This window comes from Arthrobacter sp. YD4 (genome assembly GCF_030410515.1).
In the GTDB taxonomy this organism is placed as follows: Bacteria; Actinomycetota; Actinomycetes; order Actinomycetales; family Micrococcaceae; genus Arthrobacter.
In genome coordinates this window covers 326,605-345,591 of sequence record NZ_JAUHHD010000002.1, presented here as the reverse complement: position 1 = coordinate 345,591, position 18,987 = coordinate 326,605, and the positions used below count along the sequence as shown (strand labels likewise).

Sequence of the window (18,987 nt, the reverse complement as noted above, 5' to 3'; positions counted from 1 at the left end):
CTGCCCGGCCGGAGGCGATAGTCTGCCCATCATGGCTACCATCTCGGTGGTGATCCCCACCCGCAACGACGCCGGGCCGCTGGCCGTGTGCCTCGCCACCCTCTCCCGCCAGAGCCGCCGCCCGGACGCGGTGATCGTGGTGGACAACGGCAGCACGGACGGGACCGACGCCGTCTGCGCCGCCGCCGGGGTGCACCGGATCTCCGCCGACGTCGCGGGTATCGCGGCCGCCACGGCCCTCGGTTTCGACGCCGCGGACACGGACATCATCGCCCGCCTGGATACCGACTCGATCCCGCCGGCTAACTGGCTGGAGCGGGTCGAAGCCCTCCTCGCCGGGGCCGTCCCGCCCGCCGCCGTCAGCGGCCCGGGCGACTTCTACGGCGGCACGGCGCTGGCCCGGTGGGCGGGCCGAAGCATCTGGATCGCCGGGTACCACCGCGTGGTGGGGCTGCTGCTGGGACACCCGCCGCTCTTCGGCTCCAACTTCGCGATGCATTCGGCGGCGTGGGCCCTGATCCGGGACGCCGTCCACCGCGGGCTGCCGGCCGTGCATGACGATCTCGACATCTCCTACCAGCTCCCGCCGCAGGTGGAGGTGATCTGGGAACCGACCCTGCGGGTGGGGGTTTCCGCCCGGCCGTTCGAGAGCGCCGGGGCGGTATGGCGGCGTCTGGCGATGGCGTGGACGACGTTCGCCGTCGAATTCGCGGCGGACCCGCCGCTGGCCCGACGACGACGGCGGCGCGACTACCGGCGGGGGCTCACCCGGCCGAACTGAAGAGAGCGAGCAGGTCCCGGCTCATCTGGTGCGGGGAGGTCTCGCTGGGGCTGTGGCCGCCGCGATAGACGGCGATCTTCGCGCCGATCGCCTGGGCGAACCGGCGGTGCAGGGCCAGCGGCCAGAGATCGTGCTCCCCGACGGCCACCAGCTTGGGCAGCGTGGCCGCCGCCAGGACCGGCCGTAGGTCCGGGGCGTGTTGCATCAGGCCGAAGATATCCCGGACCGACTGCCGCCGGGTGAGCCGGAACCGGGAGCGGACAAAGCGGATCCGGTTCGGGGCCACCTTGACCACGTTGCTGCGGATGCCCCAGATCATCAGTGCCGCGCCCACCCGGGGGCTGGCCAGCCCGCTGAACCGGCCGATCCGCTGCACCCCGCGGAAGCTGTTCCCCGGTTCCGGCGGGCAACTGAGCAGCGTCAGCGTGCGGAACAGCTCCGGCCGCCGCTCGAAGGCCAGCTGCGCGACAATCGCGGCAAAGGAATACCCGACCACGTGGGCCGGCCCCCCGCCGGACTCCAGCAGGGCGAGCAGGTCGTCGGTGAACAGGGCGTAGTCGTAGTGTTTGCGCGGCGGCACGAGGTGTTCCGGGCCGGCCCCGGCGGACTCGTACTGGCCGGCGATGTCACAGCTGAGCGCGTAGTACCCGGCCTCGGCAAGCTGGGGAAGCATCAGGGCAAAGTCTTCCTTGGACCCGGTGGCGCCTGGGATCAGCAGCACCCGTGGAGCATCCGGGTTGCCCATGGCCAGGGTGGCCAGGGTTCCACTTGGCGCCTCGAAGACCCCGCGGACCGCGCCGGGCGGCGGGACGGACCAGTCGACGTCGGGCTGCGCGGCGTCCAAGCGGGCGGCCTCGTCAACCAGCCCGGAGCCATACACCCCCGGGTCCGGTTCGGGAACGCCGGGGATCCGGCGGCCGGTTCTCGCCATGGGTCAACGATAGCCCCCAGCCCGGCCCGGCCGGCTGAACCGCTGCTAGGTTCCGGCCACCCGCGCCACGAAGGCGTGCAGCCGGCGGTAGACCTCCTGGGACTCGGGGAAGCGGGCGTCCTGCTGCCAGGTGTGCTCGGCGTTGGCGGCCTCCCAGCCGTAGACCAGCGCATCCGCCGGGACCCGGTGCTGCCGAAGCCGGTCGAGGAAGTTCAGGTTGGCGGTGTAGAAAAAGTCGCGCTCCGAGGTGGTCAGGAACACGGGCGGGTGCCGCGAATCCAGCCATTCGATGGGGGACAGGTGGCGGGCCGCCCGCCGCAGCGACTCTGCGCCCGGGCCGGCGCTGCGGGGGAGCAGCATCCTCACGAACGCCAGGCTGAGGACGAAGCCGCGTTCGAAGAACACGGAGAAGTCCACCACGCTGCAGTGCTGCACCAGGCCCCGCAGGCTCGCGGCGGGCGCCGCGGGTTCCAGGCCGTAGTGCTCCGCGAGGTTTGCGTGGCGCGTCGACGCCGTCAGCAGCGCGGCGATCTGGCCGCCGGCGGAGTCGCCGCCCAGCACAATCCGGTCCGGGTCCCCGCCGTACCCGGAAATAGCGGCCCGCACCCAGGCCAGTGCGGCGTTGGCATCCTGCAGGACGTGGCCCATGTGGAAGCGCGGTGCGTGGCGGTAGTTCACGTTGACCACCACCATGCCGGCGGCGGCCTGGCTGGCGCAGTACTTTGTCAACGCCGCCTTATCCCCGGAGGTCCAGCCGCCGCCGTGGAAGTAGACATAGACGGGGAGACCGGCGTCTGTGGATCCGGTGGTTTCGGCCGTTCCGGCGGGGGTGATCACGTCCAGCCGGTGCGCGCGGATGCCGTCGCCGGCGAAGTCGACGTCGTGGAAGTAGTCGACGCCGGTCACCGGGTCCGCATTGAACCGGGCGTTCTCGCCGGGGCCGACGATCCCCATCAGGGCCCGCCACGCCCAGACCGGGACACGGCGCAGGACGCGCCGCGCGCGCCGGGCGAGGCCGAACGCTCCGTGGCCCGACCGGGGCCGGGAGGCAGCCGCCGAAGTCATGCCCTCATTCTACTGGCACGCCCGTGCTAGAACCGCCGGGTGCCGGCCCCGTCGCCCCGAAGACGGCCGCCCCGCCGACTGCGGCCGCAGCCTTAGTCCGGCACTACCCGGACGGTGCCCGCGGCGCCGTCGACCGTCACCAGCTGCCCGGTCCGCAGCCGGGTGGTGGCGTCCGGGACGCCCACCACCGCGGGAATGCCGTATTCGCGGGCCACCACCGCCCCGTGGGAGATCACCCCGCCCATCTCCATCACCAGCGCCCCGGCGGTGAGGAACAGCGGCGTCCAGCCCGGGTCCGTCGACGGCGCCACCAGGATTTCCCCGGGTTCCAGCCGTGCCCCCACCGGGTCCAGGACCACCCGGACCGTTCCCGTGGCGGAGCCGGCGGACGCGGGGGTGCCGGCCAGGGCGCCCGACGGCGGCGCCGCGGCCAGGGCGGCCGCCTCCACGTCCGTGCCGTCGGAGAGCAGCAGGCGGGGGATGTGGCGGCGCCGGAGTTCGACGTCGTACAGGCGGCGGCGGGCGGCCACCGTCTCCTGCAGCCGGACCCCGCGCAGGCCCGTCCGCAGCTCGCCGAAGTCCAGGAAAAACACGTCCCCCGCGGCGGCCACGGCGCCGCGGCGCACCAGGTCCTCGCCCACCAGCAGCAGCTGGCGGTGCACCTCGGCCAGGATCCGGACGATGTGGAACTTGGGCAGTTCGCGCAGGCCGGCGAGTTCCCGGACCTCCCGCAGGGCCAGCCCCAGCAGCCGGGCCCGCCAGCGCCCGTGGGCGGCGGCGCGGTCCACCAGGCTCCGGATCCGTTCCTCCGCGTGGGCGGCGGCCAGGCCGAACTGCCGGTCCGGCGCCTGGTCCGGATCGTCCAGGCGCAGGTAGTTCGAGATCACGCCGAGGATGTGGTCGGGCTCCTCGGCCCAGCGCGGCATGCCGAGGTCGATCTCGGCCACGGCGCGGTGCCCGTACCGGGCCAGGAAATCCCGGACGGCGGACTGGGCCGTGTCCGGCAGCGTGCCGGCGCGGTACCTGGCGGCGAGGGTGGCCGGCCCGGTGGCCAGGAAGGCGTCCCGGGACTCGGGATCGTCCCGGAGCGTGACGGCCAGCCGCCAGAGTTCCAGGTCCATCTCGGTGGTCACGTTGTGCGGCAACCCGCGCAGCACCGCCTCGAGCTCCCGCGGCGGGGCGATTCCGCGCAGCAGCCGGCGGGCTACGGCCAGCATCAAGTAGCCGGCGGAGAACCCGGGCAGGGTGGCCTTGAGCAGCCCCCCAGTGGTGCGCAGTCCCAGGTTTTCCGCGAAGTGCAGGCGCTCCTCTGCCGTCGCCGGGCCCGGCAGCTGCAGCACGGCGTCGAGCCGGCGGGCGTAGGCGTCGGTGCGGCGCAGCTCGCCCCGGGGATCCAGGATGGCACGGGCCAGCCGGGGGAGTTGGTCCGCCAGCATGCCCAGGCTGGTGCCGACCCGGGCGGGGCGTTCTGCCGGAGTTGGTCCCTCTCCCGGGGCCGGGATCTCTGCCGGGGCGGCCCGGTCCATGCGGGGATGGTCGGCGCGGCCGCGTCCGGGCAGGAGGCGCCGGGCAACGCGGCCCAGGTCAGTACCCGCGGAAGGGCCCTCCCCGGCGGCGAATCGCGGGTCGGCGAGCAGGCCGGGGACGAGCGCCGCGGACCGGCTGTCGGCCAGCGGCAGCACCCGGGTCAGGTAGCGGCGCCCCCACCGGCTGCGGGTCAGGGGCGTCAGGTCCACGAACATCCGCAGGCCGGGATTTACGTAGCGCCAGAGTCCCTGCTGGTTCCGGAGTAGTTCCAGCGCGGTCAGGCCCATCGGGGTGATGGGCCGGGTCAGGCCCTGGAGCAGCGTCCCGCAGAGGTAGACCCGGGTTTGTCCCTCCGGCGGAACCGGCAGCGGCTCGCCGGTCATCGGGTCCTCCAGCGGGTACAGCGTGGTGATCGGCCGGGATTGCGTCAGCCAGGTCTTGCCGGCGGCGTCGACCACCCATTCCACGTCCTGGGGCGAACCGAAGAGCCTCTGGACGGACGCGCCCAGCCGGGTCAGTGCGGCGAGCCCGGCGTCGTCCAGGCTCCAGCCCCGGTCCGGGTCGTCGTCGCCTGCCACCCGGTGCAGCACTTCCGCCGTCGCCGTCCGCACGGTGAACTGGTCCGGGTTCACGGCGCCGGAAACCACCGCCTGGCCGGCGCCTGGGCTGGCGTTGACCAGCATTTCGGTGCGGGTCCCGGTGACCGGGTTCGCTGTGAACAGGACTCCCGCCGTGGCCGCCTCCACCATGTCCTGGACGACGACGGCGAGCCCCACCCCGGCATGGCTGATGCCGTTCGCGGTGCGGTAGGCGACGGCGCGGTCGGTCCAGAGGGAGGCCCAGCAGCGGCGGACCGCGTCCAGCACCGCGTCCGCGCCGACGATTCCGGTAAAGGAGTCCTGCTGGCCGGCGAAGCTGGCCAAGGGAAGGTCCTCGGCGGTGGCGGAGGACCGCACCGCCACGGGCGTGTCCGGCCCAAGGTCCGCGTAGGCGGCGCGTACCGCGGACTCGACGGCGGGCGGGATCGGGGCGGCGCCGACCAGGTCCCGGGCCCGAGCCGCCTGCGCCGCCGCCTCCATCCCGGTGTCGGGCCCGGCCCCGGTGTCAGGAGCGGACTGGGAGAGTCCGGCCCGTGGGATTCCGGCGTCGAGCGCGGCCGCCAGGTCGGCCAGCTCCGGCGGGGCAGCCAGGCGGTAGGCGTCCGTGGTGAGGCAGAAACCGCGGGGCACCGGCAGTCCCGCGGCCACCATCCGCCCCAGGTTCAGGGCCTTGCCGCCCACCAGTGACAGCGGTGCGGTGGCCGCCTCCGCCAGGTCCAGGACGTATCCCCCGGGTGCGTGCGGCTCCGGGGCAGGTCCGGGCGCGGACGGTGAGGCCATGACGGCTCCTGGATACGGGAGGGCGATGCGGGCGGGTGCGGGCGGGCTGCCCGTGGGCACACGCTAGCCCCGGCCGTTCCGGTGCGGCAAGGGCCGGTCGGCCCCCGCCGCGGATCGGGATGTTACGGGGTGAGGAGCACCTTAATGGCGCGGCGTTCGTCCATGGCGCGGTAGGCCTCCGGTGCCTCCTCCAGCGGCATGACGGCGTCGAACACCCGGCCCGGATTGATGCTGCCGTTGAGCACGTCCTCCAGCAGTTCCGGGATGTAGGTGCGTGCGGGGGCCATGCCGCCGCCGATGGTGATGTTGGTGTCGAACAGGTAGCGGACCGGGATTTCGGCACCGCCGGTGGGGACGCCGACGAAGCCCATGGCGCCGCCGGGCCGGACGCTGCGCAGCGCCTGGTCCATCGATTCCTTGGTGCCGACGCATTCGAGCACGGAGTCCGCCAGGACGCCGCCCAGGAGTTCGCGCACCTTGGCGATGCCCTCGTCGCCGCGCTCGGCCACGATGTCCGTGGCGCCGAATTCGCGGGCGATCGCCTGCCGGTCAGCGTGCCGGGACATTGCGATGATGCGCTCGGCACCCAGCCGTTTGGCGGCCAGCACGCCGCAGAGGCCGACGGCGCCGTCGCCCACCACCACGACGGTCCGGCCGGGGCCGGCCTGCGCCGCGAGGGCGGCGTGGTGGCCGGTGGCCATGACGTCGGAGAGGGTGAGCAGGCTGGCGCGGAGGGCGTCGTCGGGTTCGGTGATGCCGGGGACCTTGACCAGCGTGGAGGAGGCCAGCGGGACGCGGACGGCCTGGCCCTGACCGCCGTCGACCGGGTGGCCGGCGTCGTCGGTGCCGCCCCAGCCGGCCAGCCGGTCGCAGGCGACCGTGACGCCGTTGCGGCACTGCGGGCACTCGCCGCAGCTGATCACGAACGGCGCAATGACCAGGTCGCCCACGGCGAGGCCGGTGACCTCGTCGCCCAGGCTCTCGATGGTGCCGATGAACTCGTGGCCGATCGCGGAGGGCTTGTGGGTGGGCTTCACGCCGCGGTAGGGCCAGAGGTCGGAGCCGCAGACGCAGGCTGCCGTGACCTTGACGATGGCGTCGGTGGGCTGCTGGACGGTGGGGTAGTCGCGGTCTTCGACCCGGATATCGCCCGGACCGTGGATGATGGTGGCGCGCATGGGATTCCTTGCTCTGGGTGTGATGGGGATGGACCGATTTTAGTCCCGGCCAGCGGTCCGTGGTCCGTCGAGCAGCCGCCCGATCCGGCTCCGGACATCCAGCTCGGCGGCGGATTCGTGGTTGAACAGGATCCGGTAAATCACCGGGGCGACGACGGCGTCAACGATCCCGCGGGCGTCCGGCGCCGTCTCCCCGCGCGCCCGGGCCAGCCTGCGCAGCTCCTCGACGTGGCCCTGCATCAGGGCGAAGTAGTCCCGGGTCACCGCACCGTCGGCCAGCATGTCTAACAGCACCTGCCGGCCCAGTTCGGAGGAGAACTCCTCCACGTACGGGATGAACCAGGCCTCCATGTCGCCGCGGAGCGAACCGGTGTCCTCCACCTGCTCGGGGAGCATCTGGTTGGAGGCGACGGCGGCGAGCAGCCGGGGCAGGTCGCCCCAGCGGCGGTAGATGGTGGAGGAGTTCACACCCGCCCGGTCCGCCACAAGCGGGACCGACAATGCGGTCCGGTCGCCCTCGTTCTCCGCCAACAGGGTGCGCACGGCCTGGTGCACGGCCTGCTGGACGCGGGCGCTCCGGCCGCCGGGGCGGGGGGTCGCTGTCGTCATCATCACACCAGCCTAAGGCAAATTATCCGCTTTAGCGGGTATAGCCTCTTAATGCACAGATTGTGCGTTTGGTTGTTTCGAGTAGGCAGGATCAGTTGTGAAGAACACCGGTACCGCGTTCTGGCTTCACGCGGCGCTCTTGACGGTTTTCATCGGCGCCTCGTCGGCGCCGTCGCCGTTGTACGAGTTCTACGCCCGAGAGTGGGGCCTCGGCTCCGCGGCGGTCACGGTGATCTTCGCCGTCTACGCGGTGGCCGTGCTGCTGACCCTGCTGGTGGTCGGCTCGCTGGCCAATCACCTCGGCACCCGGCCGGTGCTCCTGGGGGCAGTGGCGCTGCAGATCGGCGCGATGATGACCTTCGCCTTCGCTCCGGGACCGGAGGTGCTGCTGGCCGCCCGGGCACTCCAGGGCGTGGCGACCGGCGCCGCGATGGGTGCCGCGGGCGCCGCGCTGCTGGCGTTCGAAGGCCCGAAGCGCCGCGGCCGCGGGTCCCTGGTCAACAGCGCTGCCTCGCCGATCGGGCTCTCCATTGGCGCGCTCGGGTCCGCCTCCGTGGTCAGGTTCCTCCCCGAGCCGACCAAGACTGTCTACTTCTTCCTCGCCGCGCTCCTGTTGGTCCTCGGTGTGGCGCTGCTCCGGCTGCCGAGCGCCGGCCAGGTGGCCCCGGGCTGGCTGCGGTCCCTGATGCCCGAGGCCCGGATCCCCGGCTCCGCCCGGAAAACCATGGCCGCCACCATGCCGGTGGCCGCGGCCACCTGGGCCCTGGCCGGGTTCTACCTCTCGCTGGGCCCGGCCTTGGCGCACGCCATTACCCGGGACAACTCGGTGCTGGTGGGCGGCCTGGCCCTGTTTGCCCTCTTCGTTCCCGGCGCCCTGGCCATCCTGGTGGTCCGCCGCCGCTCGGACCGGACCACGCTGCTGACAGGCGTCGTCTCCCTGATCACCGGCATCTCCCTGACCGTGCTGGCCGTCCAGCTCGGATCCGCGCCGCTGTACTTCGCGGGAACGGTGGTGGCCGGCGTCGGCTTCGGCAGCGGGTACTTCGGCGCGATGCGGATGACCCTGCCGCTCTGCGGTCCACACGAGCGGGTGGGCATGCTCTCCAGCATCTACCTGATCTGCTATCTCGGCTTCAGCGTCCCCGCCGTGGCCGCCGGGCTGCTGGTGGCCGTGGCCGGCATGAAGGGGACCACACTGATCTACGGCGCTGCCCTGGTGCTCGCCGCCATTCCGGCCCTGCTCCGCACCCTCCGGAGAAACCCCGCCCACCGACCCACCCTCGCTGCCGGTTCCCCGGCAGCATCCTGAAAGGAAACGCCATGACCTTTTCCCTCCCCGCCGACACCGCCGTCCGGCCCATCACCGTCATCGGCGGCGGCACCCTGGGCCGCCGCGTGGCCCTGATGCTGTCGCTGCGCGGCGCCGACGTGCGCATCTTCGACCTCAGCCCGGCTGTGGGCCGGGCCGCCGTCGACTTCATCGAGGCCGAGCGCCCCGCCGTCGCGGCCGAGCACGGCGCCGCGCCGGCCGGCCGGATCACCTCCGGCGACGATCTCGCCGCAGCCCTGGACAACGCCTGGCTGGTGGTCGAGGCGGTGCCCGAAAAGCTCGAGCTCAAGCGCGGGATCTTCGCCGACCTGGACCGGCTGGCCCCGGCGGATGCCCTGCTGGCCAGCAACTCGTCGTCGTTCGCGTCCTCGGAGTTCATCGGCGGCGTGGCCAGCCCGGAGCGGGTCCTGAACATGCACTTCTACATGCCGCCTGCCGTCCGCTCGGTGGAACTGATGTCCTGCGGCCGGACCGACCCGGCCGTCCTGGACCTGCTGATGACCGAACTGCCCGCTTACGTGCTGGCGCCGCACCTGGTCCGGAAGGAAAGCACCGGCTTCATCTTCAACCGGGTCTGGGCCGCGATCAAGCGCGAGGCACTGCTGGTGGTGGCCGAGGGCGTGGCCGAGCCGGAGGACGTGGATGCCCTGTTCGTGGACGTCTTCAAGGCGGACACGGCACCGTTCCGCTTCATGGACCAGGTGGGCCTGGATGTGGTGCTCGACATCGAGAACCACTACTGCGAGCTGGCCGGCAGGGAGAACAAGTCCGCCCCGCTGCTGCAGGAATACATCGGCAAGGGCTGGCTCGGAATCAAGTCCGGGCGCGGCTTCTACAGCGACTACGTCTGAGCCGCCTGTTCGATTGTGAACGGACAGGTCTGTCTGGTACCTTCGATGTCGTAACAGACAGACCTGTCTACTGAGAGAAGTGCCCACCCTCAATGAGCACGCACCGCACCCTCGTCGTCGTCGCCCACCCCGACCTGGCCACATCCGGAATCAACGCGCAGCTGGCCGCGGCGATCAGGGACCTCGACGGCGTGACCGTCCGGGAGATCGCCTCCGTTTATCCGGACCGGCGCGTCGACGCCGCCGCGGAGCAGGAGCTCCTGCGCCGGCACGACACCATCGTCCTGCAGTTCCCCTGGCACTGGTACTCCGTCCCCGGAGTCCTGAAGGAGTGGATGGACCAGGTCCTCACCTACGGCTTCGCCTACGGTGCCGGCGGGGACGCCCTTCACGGCAAGCGCCTGCAGCTGGTCATCTCCACCGGCGGCCCCGAGGCTGCGTACACGCCGACGGGGCACAACCGCTTCACCATGGCGGAGTTGCTTCGTCCGCTGGAGGCCACCGCACATCTTTGCGGGCTGGAGATGGCCGAACCGCTGGTCCTGCACGGGGCGCCGCGGGCGACCCGGGAGGACGTGGCGGACCATGCCGCCCGCTACCGGGAGCTCCTCTCCGCCGTCCCCGCCGCCGCCAACTGACCTTTCTAGGCCGGGCGGTGGGACTGCACGGGGATGGCCGTCACGGCTCCGGCCGGAGACCTATAAATGGGGTGGGGCACCGCAACGTTGCGATAGGTTGACGATCCGGGTGATCGTCCGGTGCCCCACCACCAGCCTGTGGGGTTCCCGCCTCAATGGTTGGAGGCGGCATCGGGGTTCGCGCACCAGATCTGGGTGCCGTCGGACTTGAACAGCATGGTGCGCTCGCCCATGGACTGGTAGCGGACCCAGAGGATCTTCCCGTCCGGGGTGGCGAGCTCCACGGTGGCGGGGACCGGCACGCCGCCGGGCCGGAGCACCATCACGGGTGCCCCGGCCGGCAGGCCCAGCCAGTTTGTGGCCCAGACCAGTTCGGCGGGCGCCGGCTTAGACGGCTTCAAGCACGCTGACATAGTTCGCAATGCCGACGCCGCCCATGTTCTGTACCGCTGCCCGGCGCGGCGCCGCCAGCTGCATGTCCCCGGCCGTGCCGGTGAGCTGCATCGCGGCGATGACGTGCTGGGAGACGCCGGTGGCGCCGACCGGGTGGCCCTTGGCCTTGAGGCCGCCGGAGACGTTGACCGGGAACTTGCCGTCCTTGAAGACCCAGCCTTCCTCGATCGCGCGGGCCCCCTGGCCGGGCTCGGTCAGGCCCATCACTTCGTACATCAGCAGCTCGGCGATGGTGAAGCAGTCGTGCACCTCGGCGAAGTCCAGGTCCTCCAACCCGACGCCGGCCATGCCGAGGGCCCGCTGCCAGGAGGCGCGGGTCGCGGCGAACGCCGTCGGGTCCCGGCGCTCGGCGGGGAAGAAGTCGTTCGCCTGCCCGAAACCGGCCAGCCGGACCGGGGCGGTGGCCCCGCCCGTGGGGGCGACGGAGAGCACGACGGCGGCGGCGCCGTCGGAGACGGGGGAGCAGTCGGTGCGGCGCAGCGGATCGGCGACCATCGGGTTCTTATCCGACACGGTCCGGCAGAACTCCTCACCGAGGTCCTTGCGGAGCTGGGCGTAGGGGTTGTCGACGCCGTTGCGGTGGTTCTTCGCCGCGATGGTGCCCAGGGCGTCGGAAACAGCCCCATAGCGCTTCTCGTAGTGCTTGGCGACCTCGGCGAAGAGCCCGGTGAAGCCGGTGGTGGAGGGCTTGCCGGCCATGTCGTAGTCGGCGCCCAGCAGGGCCGCGCCCACGACGTCGGCCCCGGCCTGCGTCATCTTCTCAGCGCCGATCACCAGGACGGTCTTGGCGGTGCCGGCCAGCAGCGACTTGGTGCCCTGCTGGAAGGCGGCCGAACCGGAGGCGCAGGCGTTTTCCACCCGGGTGGAGGGCACGTTGGCGAGCTGCTCGGAGACCTGCAGAGCCAGCGAGGACGGGAACGCCAGCGGCATCATGCCGGAGTTGAACTGGCCCAGGTAGACCTCGTCGATCTGGCCCGGCTCGATCCCGGCGTTGCCGATCGCCTCAGTGGCGACCTGCACGATCAGGGACTCCAGGGTCTCCTCGGTCAGCTTGCCGAAGCGGCTGTGGCCCCACCCGGTGAGCAGGACGTCCTTGCCGAACTGGTCCTTCAGGCTCATGCCCGGGCCTCCTCAAGCGCGTCAGTGGTCTCTTCCAGGGCGGGATCGACGTCGAACTCCGCCTCGGTCTTCCCGCGGATCTCCTCGACCGTGACGCCGGGGGCGAGGCGCGTGAGCGTGAGCCGGCGGCTACCGGTGTCTTCGTTCTTTACCAGGTCGAAGACGGCCAGGTCGCTGATGATGCGGTCCACGCAGCTCAGGCCGGTCAGCGGCAGGGTGCATTCCTTGACGATTTTGGCGGTGCCGTCCTTGGCGTTGTGTTCGGTGAGGACGACGACGCGCGGTGTGCCGGCCACCAGGTCCATGGCGCCGCCCATGCCCTTGACCATCTTGCCGGGGATGGTCCAGTTGGCGAGGTCGCCGGCGCCGGAGACCTGCATGGCGCCGAGGATGGCGACCTTGACGTGACCGCCGCGGATCATGCCGAAGGAGGTGGCGGAGTCGAAGATGCTGCCGCCGGGCAGGACCGTGACGGTCTGCTTGCCGGCGTTGATCAGGTCCGCGTCCTCTTCGCCCTCGTAGGGGAACGGGCCCATGCCGAGCAGGCCGTTTTCGCTCTGCAGCACTACGCGCACGCCTTCGCGCAGGTTGTTGGCCACGAGCGTGGGGATGCCGATGCCGAGGTTGACGTAGTCGCCGTCGTTGAGTTCTTCGGCCGCGATGGCGGCCATGTCGTTGCGGGTCCAAGCCATGGTGAGTCTCCTGGAAAAGTGTCGGTGGGGCGGATCAGACCGCGGCGGGGGCGGCTTCGGCGCGGGGCCGGACGGTGCGCTGTTCGATGTCCTTGACCCGGTCGGTGGCCTGGACCAGGCGCTGGACGAAGACGCCGGGGGTGACGATGTGGTTCGGGTCCAGCTGGCCGGGTTCGACGATCACCTCGGCCTCGGCGATGGTCACGGCGCCGGCGGTGGCGACGACGGGGTTGAAGTTCTGCGCTGTGTAGCGGTAGATCAGGTTGCCGTCGGTGTCCGCGGTGTGCGCGTGGACCAGGGCGACGTCGGCCTTGATGGCGCGCTCCTGGACGTACGTTTCGCCGTCGAACTCCGCGAGCGGCTTGCCTTCGGCCACCAGGGTGCCGACGCCGGTCTTGGTGTAGAAGGCGGGGATGCCTGCGCCGCCGGCGCGCATCCGCTCCGCGAGCGTGCCCTGCGGCGTGAATTCGACCTCCAGCTTGCCGGCCAGGTACTGCTCGGCGAAGAGCTTGTTCTCACCCACGTAGGAGGCGATGACCTTGCGGACCTGGCCGGCCTCGATCAGCAGGCCCAGGCCCTTGCCGTCCACGCCCATGTTGTTGGAGACGACCGTGAGGTCCTTGACGCCGGAGTCCCGTACGGCCTCGATCAGGTCCGCGGGGATGCCGCTGAGGCCGAAGCCGCCGACGGCGAGCGTCATGCCGTCCCGCAGGACATCCTGCAGGGCGGCGGCTGCGCTGGTTCTGAGCTTGGACATGGCATCTCCTCGTTGAGCGTTCGAGCTGTTGGCGGGCCGGCGGGGCCGGAACCGCCATCCACTTTGTGGACTGTTGACCTGATGAAGGAGCTTAGGGTGTGGTGTGGAACACTGTCAACGCGGGAAATTCCCGGAATTCCGTGGATTTCTACAGTGTGGACGGTAGGCTGTGAGCTGTCCATATTGTGGATGATTAGGATGCTTTTGAGCGGTTGGAGGGTTCGGATGAGTGCGGTTCCGGTGCAGGGTGCGCAGGTGGTCAGCCGGGTGGCGGCGCTGCTGCGGATCGTCGGGCGGAAGCCGGAGGGGTCCGGGCTGGCCGAGCTGGTCCGCGAGTCCGGGCTGACCCGGCCCACCGTGCACCGGCTGCTGAGCTCGCTCGCCGCGGAGGGGCTGCTGGACCAGGACACGGTCAGCGGGCACTGGGTGCTGGGCCCGGAGGTCCTGCTGCTTGGGTCCGTTGCCTCGGCCCGGTTCCCGCTGGAGGACATCGCCCGGCCCAGCCTGCGCCGGCTGGCCGAGGAGACGGGAGAGAGCGCCTTCTTCTCCATCCGCCGCGGTGCCGAGACCGTCTGCCTGCTCCGGGAGGAGGGCAGTTTCCCGGTGCGCTCCTTCGTCCTGCACGAGGGCGTCCGCTTCCCCCTGGGGGTGGCCTCCGCCGGGACGGCCATCATGGCGTTCCTGCCACCCGAGGAGCAGGAGGAGATCCTGTCCGACTGGGAAGCCCACGCGGGCAGCTTCGCCGCCGGGCACACGGAGGACCGGGTCCGGGCCAACCTGGAGCTGACCCGGTCCACGGGCTACTCGGTCAATCCCGGGCTGGTCCTGGAGGGCAGCTGGGGGATGGGCGCGGCCGTGTTCGACAGGCGGGGACGCCCGGCCTGGGCGCTGTCCCTGACCGGGATCGAACCGCGCTTCCGCGGCGAGCGGGGCGAACAGCTGGGCCGCCTGCTGCTGGACGAGGCGCACCGGATCTCGCTGCAGCTGCAGAGCGCCTAGGGGGCTATTACTTCCACCAGGTGTCGAAGATGGAGACGGGAACGGTCCGCTTGTGCCGGGTCTGCAGGTAGCGCTTCTCGATCGCCTCTGCCGCCCCCTCGGGGACGTCGCGGCCCTCAAGGTAGTCATCGATCGTGTCGTAGCTCAGGCCCAGTTCGTCCTCGTCGGTGCGGCCGGGCGTGTTGTCGAGCAGGTCCGCCGTCGGCACCTTCTCCCAGATCCGCGCCGGGGCGCCGAGTTCGGCAAGCAGGGCCCGGTTCTGGCGCTTGTTCAGGCCGAACAGCGGGAGGATGTCCGCGCCGCCGTCGCCGAACTTGGTGAAGAACCCGGTAACGGATTCGGCGCCGTGGTCCGTGCCGATCACCAGGTAGTTGCGCTCGCCCGCCAGGGCGTACTGGGCTGTCATGCGGGTGCGGGCCTTGGTGTTGCCCTTGTGGAAGTCGGAGATGCCGTCGCCGGTGGTCTTCTCGAACTCGTCCTCGAAGCCGTCGACGGCGGCCGAGATGTTGAAGGTCCACTCGGTCTTGGCCCTGATGAAGTCGAGCGCGGCCTGGGCGTCTTCCTCGTCGTGCTGGACGCCGTAAGGCAGCCGCACCGCCACGAAGTCGGCCTCCGTGCCCTCGGCCTCGAGCTCCTCGACCGCCAGTTGCGCCAGCCGGCCGGCCAGCGAGGAATCGAGTCCGCCGGAGATGCCCAGGACGAAGCCCTTGGTGTGGCTGGCCTTGAGGTATTCCTTCAGGAACGTGACGCGTTTGCGCACCTCCCCGGCCGGATCGATCCGGGGCTGCACGCCCATTTCCTCGATGATCTTCGCCTGGAGTTCACGCATGTCCCTCAGCCTAGTCAGCGGCATCCCCCGGGCTCAACTGTTGCCGGCTAACTGGGCTCCCGGGGCGGTATCCGCGGCGCTTTCGGACCGGGGCGCCGCGGACCCGGGGCGCGCCGGTCCGTTTCCGCCGCGGCGGTCCGGAACCGGCGCGGAAATGCGCCCGCTAAGGCCCTGCCGCCCGGGTCCGGACCGGCGTAGCGTATGGCCATGGAGTCCACGGGATGTGTGGTGGCGGGCGGCGGTCCGGCCGGCCTCATGCTCGGCCTGTTGCTGGCGCGGGCCGGCGTGCGCGTGACGGTGGTGGAAAAACACGCCGACTTCCTCCGCGACTTCCGCGGCGACACCGTCCACCCCTCTACGGTCCGGCTGATCGACGAGCTGGGACTCGGCGAGGAGTTCCGCCGGCTGCCACAGAGCAAGCTGCGGAGCGTGGTCCTGCCGGTACCGGGCGGGCCGCCGGTGACCCTGGGCGACTTCGGACTGCTGAAGCCCCCCTATGACTACATCGCCATGATGCCGCAGTGGGATTTCCTGAACTTCCTGGCGGCCGCCGCGGCCGAGGAACCGGGCTTCACGCTGCTGATGAGCCACTCCGCCACCGGCCTGATCCGCGACGGCGGCCGGGTCCGCGGCATCCGCCTGCGCCGCCCGGACGGTGGCGAGGAGGACCTGCGGGCGGACCTGGTGGTGGCGACCGACGGCCGGCATTCGGCACTCCGGGCTGCGGCCGGGCTCGCCCCGGCGGAGTTTCCCGTCCCGTTCGACACCTGGTGGTTCAGGCTTCCGCGCCACGCCGAGGAAGCCGGCGAGGTGGCCGGACTGATCCCGGCGCTCGGCCCGGGCGAGGCCCTGATCGCCCTCAACCGCACCGATTACTACCAGATCGCGTACCTGGCCCCCAAGGGAGCGGACGCGCGGATCCGGGCCGAGGGGGTGGAGGGCTTCCGACGGCGGATCGCGGCGCTGCGGCCCGACCTCGCCGACCGCGTGGATGCCATCGGCTCCCTCGATGACCTGCACTGGCTGGACGTCCGGCTGGACCGGCTGCGGTCCTGGCACCTGAACGGCCTCCTCTGCATCGGCGATGCGGCCCACGCGATGTCCCCGGCGGGCGGCGTCGGCATCAATCTCGCCATCCAGGACGCCGTCGCCGCCGCGAAGCTGCTGGCCCCCGCCCTGCTGCGGGGAACCGTCAGTGCCGAGGACCTGGAGAAGGTGGAACGGCGGCGCCGCCCGCCCACCGTGATCGTGCAGACCGCGCAACGCCTGATGCACCGGGCGATTTTTGGGCCGGTGATGGCCGGGAAGCGGACCCGGATCCCGGGCATCGTGATCCTGCTGGCCCGCCGGCTCCCGGCCATCCGCGGCCTGATGCCACGGCTGATCGGCTTCGGGCCGCTGCCCGAGCATGCCCCGGCGTTCGCGCGCCGCGCCGGGGCAAGCCCGCAGGCCCATGCCTAGCGCCTAGAGGCTCGGCAACAGCCCCTGCATCTCCTTGATCTCGCCCTCCTGGGCGGTGACGATGCTCTTCGCCAGCGCCACCGCGTCGGCGTTCTTCCCCTGAGCGATCTCGGTCTTGGCCATCGTGACGGCGCCCTGGTGGTGGGCGATCATCTGGGTTAGGAACAGCTTGGCCGCCTCGGTGCCCTGGGCGGCCTTCAAGCCGTTCAGGTCGTCGTCGCCCATCATGCCCTCCATGGTGTGGCCGGGCGCCATGGTGGCGGACTCGTTCCAACCCTTGAGCCAGCCGGTCATGGTGGCGATCTCCGGGCCCTGAGCGGCCTTGATCCTGGTGGCGAGGTCCTTGACCGGCGCGGGGATGCCGCTCTTGCCCAGCATCAGGTCGCTCATCTCCACGGCCTGCTGGTGGTGGGGGATCATGCCTTGGGTAAACATCGTGTCCGCAGCATTGTGGTCCGCGGCGGCGGGCGCGGTGCTGGCGGGTGCGCTGCCGGACATACTTCCGTGATCCATGCCGTTCATGGAATTCATCGGGGCGGAGCCTGTACTGGAGCCGGAGGCGCAGCCGGCGAGGGCAAGGGCGACAGTGACGGCGGTGGCGGACAGGGCAAGGTACTTCTGGGTTTTCATCGGGGTCCTTCGGATCGTTTCGGGCGCTCGGGCGCCCGCGGAAGAGGTACGCGTCGTTGACGCGCCGGCCAGGCCCTACGGGCGGCCGGCGGGGCGGGCGCCGGAAACTTCACGGCGCGGCCTTTCCTTTTACGTCCGGCTGATGCAAAGGTCCCCGGGGGATGGGCTCCCGGGACGATAGGACCAGCGCGGGGACGCCACGAAGACGCCGAACGGCGGGGTGGCGACGGCGACACCGGTGCCCGGCGGCGGGGCCGCGAAAGACGCCGACGCCGCGGCAGGAGTGCAGGAGGAATCCATGGTGTGCATGCCGGTGCCGCCGTGCGGGCCGGTGCAATGGTCGTCGGGCGCAGTCCCCGGCTGCTGCTGGCCACCGTGATTGTGGTCGGGCATTGCGGCGCTGTGGACGGCGGCGGAGGCCTCCGCCGGGGTGCCGTGCCCGTCCATCGGTGCGAGCGACATGACGTGCATTCCGAGGATGCCGACCATGAGGGCCACGGACAGCAGGACCATCCGGGCACGGTGCAGGACGGCCATCATGCTGGCGGCCTGTCCGGTCACGGCGATCATCCCTCCTGGTGGAAGCTGCTTGATCCAAGGCTACCTTTTCCACCGGAGGCGGCTATCCGGGGCCGGGCTCAGGTGACGGTGAGCTGGGTGTACATGCCGGCCTCGTAATGGCCGGGGAGGTTACAGGCCAGCTCATACCGGCCCGGCGGCAGAGTGAGGGTCACCCAGCCCGAGGTGCCGGGCAGGATTCCGTCACCGGAGCCTTCGGAGCAGCTGGCGGAGACCTCCCCGAGGCTGCCGCTTTCGTCGATGGTGCCGTCCGGCCCGACCGGACGGGTTCCGGGGACCTGGTTGTCGGGCAGGGGGAGGATCACCATCTCGTGGCTGATGTTCCCGGCGTTGGTCACCAGGAAGGAGACCGTGCCGTGGGTGACGGTGCCGCGGTCCGCCCGCAGCCGCATCGCCCCGCCCATCATGCCGTTCCGCGGGCGCATGACCGGTCCGCCCATGTTCGTCAGCGTGACGTTGATCTGGGTTCCGGTCAGGGCCGGGACGGTGCACCCGGCCGCGGGCCGCCCGCCGGGGCCGCCGCCGGGACCGGGGCCGGCCGGGGTGCCCAGGAGTCCGACGGCCAAGAGGCTCAGCACGGTCAAGACGACGACGGCGGCGCCCGCCACAAGGTTCTCGCCCCGCCGGGAGAGCCCGCTCACTCCCGGCGCCTCAGGGCCGCCCGCCGCGCGGTGAGTTCCTGCTCGTCGATTTCCCCTCGGGCGAAGCGCTCGTTGAGGATCCGCTCGGCGTCATCGTGCGCGGGCTGTTCCGGGAAGCCGCGCTCCGGGAAGCCGTGGCCGGGGTGGTGGGGCCGCCGCAGGAGGAGCACCACCACCGTGATCACGCCGCCCCAGAAAATCAGCATCAGCAAGGCCATGACGATCCAGCCGCCGAGGCCCCACCCGTTTCCGTACCAACCATTCATCATGACAGTGCCTCTCTATCGCTACCCGTGGCTGCCGAGGTAGCCGACCAGTCCGTCCACCGTGGCGACGGCCGGGTAGTCGCGCTCGGGGATGTCCACCCCGGTGTCCGTGTCGATCACTTCCACCAGCCGGAGGAAGTCCAGCGAGTCCAGCTCCAGGTCCTGGCGCAGCCGTGCGCCGCCGTCGACGTCGTCCAGTTCGACCTCGGGCGCCACCTTCCGCAGCGCCGCACGGACCGCCTCCCGGGCGTCCTGTTCGTTCATGGCCTCTC

21 protein-coding genes are annotated in these 18,987 nt (G+C 71.3%); 6 read left to right on the top strand and 15 right to left on the bottom strand.

What is annotated here, in order from left to right; all coding sequences use genetic code 11:
- Window positions 1–31 precede the first annotated feature (31 nt).
- Window positions 32–781: a glycosyltransferase gene (locus tag QWJ39_RS05970; protein WP_290256811.1), complete on the top strand. Its 750-nt coding sequence runs from the start codon at window positions 32–34 to the stop codon at window positions 779–781.
- Here the strand turns inward: QWJ39_RS05970 and QWJ39_RS05965 are convergent.
- The 5 genes from QWJ39_RS05965 to QWJ39_RS05945 all read right to left on the bottom strand — a co-directional run bounded on the left by QWJ39_RS05965 (window position 765) and on the right by QWJ39_RS05945 (window position 7,473).
- The gene (locus tag QWJ39_RS05965) at window positions 765–1,712 is read right to left on the bottom strand and encodes an alpha/beta hydrolase (protein ID WP_290256810.1); all 948 of its coding nucleotides are present in this window, start codon (window positions 1,710–1,712) and stop codon (window positions 765–767) included. The two genes, QWJ39_RS05970 and QWJ39_RS05965, sit on opposite strands and share 17 nt — an antisense overlap.
- Before the next feature lie 45 nt (window positions 1,713–1,757).
- On the bottom strand, window positions 1,758–2,777 hold the full coding sequence (locus QWJ39_RS05960; RefSeq protein ID WP_290256809.1) for an alpha/beta hydrolase: 1,020 nt from the start codon (window positions 2,775–2,777) through the stop codon (window positions 1,758–1,760).
- Between the two features lie 92 nt (window positions 2,778–2,869).
- On the bottom strand, window positions 2,870–5,683 hold the full coding sequence (locus QWJ39_RS05955) for a PEP/pyruvate-binding domain-containing protein (protein ID WP_290256808.1): 2,814 nt from the start codon (window positions 5,681–5,683) through the stop codon (window positions 2,870–2,872).
- A 122-nt stretch (window positions 5,684–5,805) separates the two neighbouring features.
- Window positions 5,806–6,861, bottom strand: a complete 1,056-nt coding sequence (locus QWJ39_RS05950) for a zinc-dependent alcohol dehydrogenase family protein (RefSeq protein WP_290256807.1) — start codon at window positions 6,859–6,861, stop codon at window positions 5,806–5,808.
- A gap of 39 nt (window positions 6,862–6,900) precedes the next feature.
- Window positions 6,901–7,473: a TetR-like C-terminal domain-containing protein gene (locus QWJ39_RS05945; RefSeq protein WP_290256806.1), complete on the bottom strand. Its 573-nt coding sequence runs from the start codon at window positions 7,471–7,473 to the stop codon at window positions 6,901–6,903.
- 94 nt (window positions 7,474–7,567) lie between these two features.
- On the opposite strand from QWJ39_RS05945, the gene QWJ39_RS05940 reads away from it, so the two are divergent.
- The 3 genes from QWJ39_RS05940 (at window position 7,568) to QWJ39_RS05930 (ending at window position 10,289) form a co-directional block, all read left to right on the top strand.
- The gene (locus QWJ39_RS05940) at window positions 7,568–8,779 is read left to right on the top strand and encodes an MFS transporter (protein WP_290256805.1); all 1,212 of its coding nucleotides are present in this window, start codon (window positions 7,568–7,570) and stop codon (window positions 8,777–8,779) included.
- A gap of 11 nt (window positions 8,780–8,790) precedes the next feature.
- Window positions 8,791–9,651, top strand: a complete 861-nt coding sequence (locus QWJ39_RS05935; RefSeq protein WP_290256804.1) for a 3-hydroxyacyl-CoA dehydrogenase family protein — start codon at window positions 8,791–8,793, stop codon at window positions 9,649–9,651.
- Between the two features lie 92 nt (window positions 9,652–9,743).
- Window positions 9,744–10,289: an NAD(P)H-dependent oxidoreductase gene (locus QWJ39_RS05930; RefSeq protein WP_290256803.1), complete on the top strand. Its 546-nt coding sequence runs from the start codon at window positions 9,744–9,746 to the stop codon at window positions 10,287–10,289.
- 152 nt (window positions 10,290–10,441) lie between these two features.
- On the opposite strand, the gene QWJ39_RS05925 is transcribed toward QWJ39_RS05930, so the two are convergent.
- Genes QWJ39_RS05925 through QWJ39_RS05910 form a run of 4 tightly spaced genes read right to left on the bottom strand, consistent with a single transcriptional unit; the run spans window position 10,442 to window position 13,310 of the window.
- Window positions 10,442–10,690 (bottom strand): hypothetical protein, encoded by a 249-nt coding sequence (locus QWJ39_RS05925; RefSeq protein WP_290256802.1) that lies wholly within the window; start codon window positions 10,688–10,690, stop codon window positions 10,442–10,444.
- The gene (locus QWJ39_RS05920; protein ID WP_290256801.1) at window positions 10,677–11,861 is read right to left on the bottom strand and encodes an acetyl-CoA acetyltransferase; all 1,185 of its coding nucleotides are present in this window, start codon (window positions 11,859–11,861) and stop codon (window positions 10,677–10,679) included. Before QWJ39_RS05920 ends, QWJ39_RS05925 begins: the two co-directional genes overlap by 14 nt.
- Window positions 11,858–12,553, bottom strand: coding sequence for a CoA transferase subunit B (locus QWJ39_RS05915; protein ID WP_290256800.1), 696 nt, complete (start codon window positions 12,551–12,553; stop codon window positions 11,858–11,860). The genes QWJ39_RS05920 and QWJ39_RS05915 overlap by 4 nt, the downstream gene beginning before the upstream one ends.
- 34 nt (window positions 12,554–12,587) lie before the next feature.
- Complete coding sequence (locus QWJ39_RS05910) at window positions 12,588–13,310, bottom strand: CoA transferase subunit A (protein ID WP_290256799.1); 723 nt, start codon at window positions 13,308–13,310, stop codon at window positions 12,588–12,590.
- Window positions 13,311–13,535: 225 nt separating this feature from the next.
- On the opposite strand from QWJ39_RS05910, the gene QWJ39_RS05905 reads away from it, so the two are divergent.
- Window positions 13,536–14,309 (top strand): IclR family transcriptional regulator, encoded by a 774-nt coding sequence (locus tag QWJ39_RS05905; RefSeq protein WP_290256798.1) that lies wholly within the window; start codon window positions 13,536–13,538, stop codon window positions 14,307–14,309.
- Between the two features lie 7 nt (window positions 14,310–14,316).
- Here the strand turns inward: QWJ39_RS05905 and nadE are convergent, their stop codons facing one another.
- Window positions 14,317–15,138, bottom strand: coding sequence for an ammonia-dependent NAD(+) synthetase (nadE, locus tag QWJ39_RS05900; RefSeq protein ID WP_290256797.1), 822 nt, complete (start codon window positions 15,136–15,138; stop codon window positions 14,317–14,319).
- Between the two features lie 207 nt (window positions 15,139–15,345).
- On the opposite strand from nadE, the gene QWJ39_RS05895 reads away from it, so the two are divergent.
- The gene (locus tag QWJ39_RS05895; RefSeq protein WP_290256796.1) at window positions 15,346–16,599 is read left to right on the top strand and encodes an FAD-dependent oxidoreductase; all 1,254 of its coding nucleotides are present in this window, start codon (window positions 15,346–15,348) and stop codon (window positions 16,597–16,599) included.
- Window positions 16,600–16,602: 3 nt separating this feature from the next.
- Here QWJ39_RS05895 and QWJ39_RS05890 read toward each other — a convergent pair whose 3' ends face one another.
- The 5 genes from QWJ39_RS05890 to QWJ39_RS05870 form a co-directional block, all read right to left on the bottom strand.
- A complete protein-coding gene (locus QWJ39_RS05890) occupies window positions 16,603–17,229 on the bottom strand; it encodes a DUF305 domain-containing protein (protein WP_290256795.1) in 627 nt (208 codons plus the stop codon).
- A gap of 129 nt (window positions 17,230–17,358) precedes the next feature.
- Window positions 17,359–17,799: a DUF6153 family protein gene (locus tag QWJ39_RS05885; protein WP_290256794.1), complete on the bottom strand. Its 441-nt coding sequence runs from the start codon at window positions 17,797–17,799 to the stop codon at window positions 17,359–17,361.
- 68 nt (window positions 17,800–17,867) lie between these two features.
- Complete coding sequence (locus tag QWJ39_RS05880; protein ID WP_290256793.1) at window positions 17,868–18,449, bottom strand: sulfocyanin-like copper-binding protein; 582 nt, start codon at window positions 18,447–18,449, stop codon at window positions 17,868–17,870.
- Window positions 18,446–18,718 (bottom strand): SHOCT domain-containing protein, encoded by a 273-nt coding sequence (locus QWJ39_RS05875; protein ID WP_290256792.1) that lies wholly within the window; start codon window positions 18,716–18,718, stop codon window positions 18,446–18,448. The genes QWJ39_RS05880 and QWJ39_RS05875 overlap by 4 nt, the downstream gene beginning before the upstream one ends.
- Before the next feature lie 18 nt (window positions 18,719–18,736).
- Window positions 18,737–18,979, bottom strand: coding sequence for a phosphopantetheine-binding protein (locus QWJ39_RS05870; protein WP_290256791.1), 243 nt, complete (start codon window positions 18,977–18,979; stop codon window positions 18,737–18,739).
- Between the last annotated feature and the right edge of the window lie 8 nt (window positions 18,980–18,987).

Excerpts from the sequence above, each read along its gene's own strand:
- QWJ39_RS05945 (WP_290256806.1), bottom strand. The coding sequence starts at position 7,473 with ATGATGACGACAGCGACCCCCCGCCCCGGCGGCCGGAGCGCCCGCGTC.
- QWJ39_RS05960 (WP_290256809.1), bottom strand. The coding sequence starts at position 2,777 with ATGACTTCGGCGGCTGCCTCCCGGCCCCGGTCGGGCCACGGAGCGTTC.
- QWJ39_RS05955 (WP_290256808.1), bottom strand. The coding sequence starts at position 5,683 with ATGGCCTCACCGTCCGCGCCCGGACCTGCCCCGGAGCCGCACGCACCC.
- QWJ39_RS05890 (WP_290256795.1), bottom strand. The coding sequence starts at position 17,229 with ATGAAAACCCAGAAGTACCTTGCCCTGTCCGCCACCGCCGTCACTGTC.
- nadE (WP_290256797.1), bottom strand. The coding sequence starts at position 15,138 with ATGCGTGAACTCCAGGCGAAGATCATCGAGGAAATGGGCGTGCAGCCC.
- QWJ39_RS05895 (WP_290256796.1), top strand. The coding sequence starts at position 15,346 with ATGGAGTCCACGGGATGTGTGGTGGCGGGCGGCGGTCCGGCCGGCCTC.
- QWJ39_RS05970 (WP_290256811.1), top strand. The coding sequence starts at position 32 with ATGGCTACCATCTCGGTGGTGATCCCCACCCGCAACGACGCCGGGCCG.
- QWJ39_RS05870 (WP_290256791.1), bottom strand. The coding sequence starts at position 18,979 with ATGAACGAACAGGACGCCCGGGAGGCGGTCCGTGCGGCGCTGCGGAAG.
- QWJ39_RS05950 (WP_290256807.1), bottom strand. The coding sequence starts at position 6,861 with ATGCGCGCCACCATCATCCACGGTCCGGGCGATATCCGGGTCGAAGAC.
- QWJ39_RS05935 (WP_290256804.1), top strand. The coding sequence starts at position 8,791 with ATGACCTTTTCCCTCCCCGCCGACACCGCCGTCCGGCCCATCACCGTC.
- QWJ39_RS05915 (WP_290256800.1), bottom strand. The coding sequence starts at position 12,553 with ATGGCTTGGACCCGCAACGACATGGCCGCCATCGCGGCCGAAGAACTC.
- QWJ39_RS05885 (WP_290256794.1), bottom strand. The coding sequence starts at position 17,799 with ATGATCGCCGTGACCGGACAGGCCGCCAGCATGATGGCCGTCCTGCAC.
- QWJ39_RS05930 (WP_290256803.1), top strand. The coding sequence starts at position 9,744 with ATGAGCACGCACCGCACCCTCGTCGTCGTCGCCCACCCCGACCTGGCC.
- QWJ39_RS05905 (WP_290256798.1), top strand. The coding sequence starts at position 13,536 with ATGAGTGCGGTTCCGGTGCAGGGTGCGCAGGTGGTCAGCCGGGTGGCG.
- QWJ39_RS05910 (WP_290256799.1), bottom strand. The coding sequence starts at position 13,310 with ATGTCCAAGCTCAGAACCAGCGCAGCCGCCGCCCTGCAGGATGTCCTG.
- QWJ39_RS05875 (WP_290256792.1), bottom strand. The coding sequence starts at position 18,718 with ATGATGAATGGTTGGTACGGAAACGGGTGGGGCCTCGGCGGCTGGATC.
- QWJ39_RS05965 (WP_290256810.1), bottom strand. The coding sequence starts at position 1,712 with ATGGCGAGAACCGGCCGCCGGATCCCCGGCGTTCCCGAACCGGACCCG.
- QWJ39_RS05920 (WP_290256801.1), bottom strand. The coding sequence starts at position 11,861 with ATGAGCCTGAAGGACCAGTTCGGCAAGGACGTCCTGCTCACCGGGTGG.